Origin of the sequence: Mesorhizobium sp. M5C.F.Ca.ET.164.01.1.1 (assembly GCF_004792125.1) — a bacterium.
GTDB classification, from domain to species: domain Bacteria; phylum Pseudomonadota; class Alphaproteobacteria; order Rhizobiales; family Rhizobiaceae; genus Mesorhizobium; species Mesorhizobium wenxiniae.
This window is the reverse complement of record NZ_SRTG01000515.1, coordinates 1-296: the sequence shown is the minus strand read 5'-3', so window position 1 is coordinate 296 and position 296 is coordinate 1. Positions and strand designations below refer to the sequence as shown.

Genomic DNA, 296 nt, shown 5'->3' with positions numbered 1-296 from the left:
TGCGAGAGCGGCTTCGTCGAGCGGCTGCAGTTCCTGGCCCTCGGCGCCGATACGGCCCTTGACCGTGAATCGGTCCTCGCGCGGGATCAGCGGCGTCGGCAGTTGCAGGTTGAGATCGTACTGCTCGAAGCGGTTTTCCGTCCGCATCTCGATCACGTCGCGAAAACCTTCGGTCGTGACCAGCGCGGTTTTCGCCCCGCGCCGCTCGATCAGGGCATTGGTGGCGAGCGTCGTGCCGTGGATGATGATGCCGATTTCGGCGGGCAAGATTCTGGCATCGCGGACGACGACGGCGA

At 64.9% G+C, this 296-nt stretch carries 1 protein-coding gene; it reads right to left on the bottom strand.

Annotated elements, in window-relative coordinates:
• Nucleotides 1-296, bottom strand: a 296-nt coding sequence (locus EN807_RS34525) for a hydantoinase/oxoprolinase N-terminal domain-containing protein (RefSeq protein ID WP_281405271.1), incomplete at both ends; no start/stop codon positions are given.